The 3,389-nt window shown below is 44.1% G+C and carries 2 protein-coding genes and 1 pseudogene; all 3 read left to right on the top strand.

Annotated elements, in window-relative coordinates:
- Positions 1-775: pseudogene (locus ACE5CV_RS18415) on the top strand (hypothetical protein); the annotation flags it as partial.
- 90 nt (positions 776-865) lie between these two features.
- Complete coding sequence (locus ACE5CV_RS18410; protein WP_374951666.1) at positions 866-2,215, top strand: DNA mismatch repair protein; 1,350 nt, start codon at positions 866-868, stop codon at positions 2,213-2,215.
- The coding region (locus ACE5CV_RS18405) for a DNA mismatch repair protein (protein WP_374951665.1) at positions 2,212-3,389 on the top strand (1,178 nt) is incomplete at its 3' end. The genes ACE5CV_RS18410 and ACE5CV_RS18405, both read left to right, overlap by 4 nt.

The following is a 3,389-nucleotide window of genomic DNA, read 5'->3' as shown; positions in this document are numbered from 1 at the left end:
GCATCAACTAGGCGTCCGTTTAAAATCGGGGATCTTGGTTAAGCCCAACAAGGATCTTAGTCCTGGAGTTTTAATTACCGCACTTTCAAAAAATGTATCAGGTATCGATTCGAACTTAGCCAGGCTACAAAAAAAAGATTCAGGCATCCCACTACAAGGCGCTGCTGCGATTGAGTATGCCACTAATGGCATTTTTAAGATCGAACCGCTTTTAACAAGCGCTGAGGGTGGATGGAATAAGATGTTCGCTGAAACCGCGCTGAGCGATGAGCTGGCTCTTCAAGCACCTGAAAAGGCGGCGGTTAATACGGTTAAGATGCCATCAGCGGGGGTAGTTGCAGTCGGTATATCAACCCAGCCTGCAGCACCCATTCCGGCACCCAGGATAGGATCGATAGATCTGGCTACCGCCGATGTGAGTTTTCATGCGGCCACAGGAGATCAAAAAGGAATTTTCCCTACCGCGATAACTTTAACACGTAACATCAATGGTAAACAACAAAAAATAGTTGTATTGGGCGATGCCGATTTCATTAGCAATGTTGAACTGCCACGCCCGCGCTCGCGCTTCAGTGAAGAGTTTATGCAAGGCCTGTTCAGGTGGTTTAGCGGCGGTAAATTTCCTGTTGATGTTAGCCGTGCACCGGCTGCAGATACGGATATAAAAGTATCGAGGGGACAAATAACCGCGTTGATGTGGCTTTGTAAGGCAGCAATACCCGCTTTGATAGCTATAATGGGTGCGATCACCCTGTTCAGAAGAAGAAGAAATTAAGAGAGTTTTAGTTGATGAGTTAATAGTGCAGTAAAGGGGAGGGCGGTGCAAGCCTTCCCCGCATTACTGGGCTTATGATAAACCTGTAACATGAGTTTCAATACTGATAAGCAAACGCTTGACGACCTTAATATCTTAGGAAGGCCGGGTGCCGGTTCTGTGTTTAATTTATACAATAATACAAATACGCGTGGAGGCGCGGATATCCTGGAAAAGATGTTCCTCTATCCGCTGTCGGATGTAGAAAGTGTTAACGAGCGCAGCCGGATCCTGAAATATTTTAATAGTATAAAAGTTAAATTCCCGTTCGAAACCGAGCAGTTGGATAGTGCCGAGATCTATCTGAACATGAAAGATCCACGCACCAAACTATCGCACAGCGATAACAACCTGGCTCGCAAAGTTGGTAACTTGCTATCTGCCGAAGGCGATTATAAATTGATATACAATGGCATTGTAGCTATCATCGGCATTTTTCAAAGCCTTAATACTTTTATTTCCACCATTAAAACATCAGCATCGCAAACTCCTTACCAAAAAGAAATGGAGGGTATGATGGCTTTGCTGACAGACGAAGACCTGCAGGTATTGCTGAAAGATAAGTACGTTGGCAAGTTATCCTATACAACCACAGTTGATTACGATGATCTGATACGGTTTAAATTCTCTCACAAGATCAGGCAGTTATTAAGCGCTATTTACCATCTCGATGTCTACATTTCTATAGCCGAGATCGCTTTAAAACGGGGATACATATTCCCCAAAGCACTTAGTGGTAATGAACACGCTGTAAGGATAACCGGGGTATATCACCCATTGGTTAACAATGCGGTTGCCAACACCATTAACATCACACCGGAGAGTAATATTATTTTTCTGACTGGTGCCAACATGGCCGGCAAGTCAACCTTTATGAAATCGTTAGGTATTGCCTTGTACCTGGCGCATATGGGTTTCCCGGTAGCTGCATCGCATATGGAGTTTTCTATCCGCGATGGTATGTATACAACAATCAATTTACCAGATGATCTGAGTTCTGGTAACAGTCACTTTTATGCCGAGGTATTGAGGGTAAAGAAAGTAGCGAAGGAGTTAGGCCAGTCAAAAAACCTGTTCATCATATTTGATGAGCTGTTTAGGGGCACCAACGTAAAGGATGCTTACGAAGGCACTATAGCTATTACCGAAGCATTTGCCCAAAAGCGTAATTGTATGTTCCTGGTGTCAACCCACATCATCGAAGCAGGTGATATTTTGCGCGAAAGTTGCGATAATATAAATTTTGTTTACCTGCCCACCAAAATGAACGGGAACATACCGGAGTACACTTATACAATTGAGCCCGGCATTACAGCAGACCGCCACGGGATGATCATCATTAACAACGAAGGCATTTTGGATATCATCAAAAGCCGTGAAAATAAAACCACAGCGCTATGAGTTTCTTTGCAGACAAACAAACGCTGGATGATCTGAACATCCCCGGCAGGCATAAAAATAATTCGATCTCCCGCCTGTTTGATACAGTGGTTACCGCGGGCGGTAAAAAGGTAATGGATGCCATGTTCCAAAAACCTTTAACTGATGCCGAAGAGATTAATAAGCGGAGCACTCTTTTTAGCTACTTCACCAAAAATTTTGTAGCCTTCCCGTTTACAGCAGATGAGTTTGAGGTAATGGAAAACTACCTTGGCTCGGCTGGTGGTAGCATCCTTGAAGTAGGTATAAATACATTATCGAAAAGATTTCTCCAGATTACGGCACAGGGTACTAGTTACGAAATGCTGAACACTGAAGTATGTAAAACCATCGAATTGTTAAACAGATTTTATGATTTCGCAAATAGACAGTACGATGAACAAAGCCCGTATGTTGGTGAGCTTACTATCGTAAAAAACATATTCGGCAGCCAAAAGCTAAGCTGGTTGCGAACGGAAAGCGAGGCCAAAAAGTTAAAGATTGCAAAACTTATCCGATACGACTATTTATTGCGTACGGCCCTTTATGCCGAAATGCAGCAATTAACTGCTATGATTTTCCGATTGGATGTTTACCTGGCGGTAGCGAAAGTTGCAGCAGCAAAAGGCTTTAGTTATGCCAGGGCTTACCCACGTACGGGCAACTTGCTTACCATAACAGGCCTTTATCACCCGGCTGTACCAAATGCCGTTGGCAACGCTTTGTCGCTTAGTGAAGCTAATAACGTGCTGTTTTTAACTGGTGCGAACATGGCGGGAAAATCTACTTTGATGAAAGCGTTTGGGATAAGTATTTACCTGGCGCATATGGGCTTCCCGGTTGCGGCATCGCACATGGAATTTTCAGTTAAGGACGGCTTGTATTCGTCCATCAATGTGCCCGATAACTTGGGGTTAGGCTACAGCCATTTTTACGCGGAAGTGTTGCGGGTGAAAACCGTTGCTGAACAGGTAGCCGCGGATAAGGATCTGGTGGTGATCTTCGACGAGCTCTTTAAGGGAACAAATGTAAAAGATGCTTACGACGCCACGCTGTCTATTACAGAGGCTTTTTCAGAAAACAGGAATTGTTTCTTTGTGATCTCCACACATATTGTAGAGGTTGGCGAAAGCCTGAGAGAACGTTGCAGCAATTT

The organism is Mucilaginibacter sp., from assembly GCF_964263795.1.
GTDB lineage: Bacteria > Bacteroidota > Bacteroidia > Sphingobacteriales > Sphingobacteriaceae > Mucilaginibacter.
The sequence above is the reverse complement of the archived record's forward strand: the minus strand, read 5'-3'. Positions and strand labels throughout refer to the sequence as shown.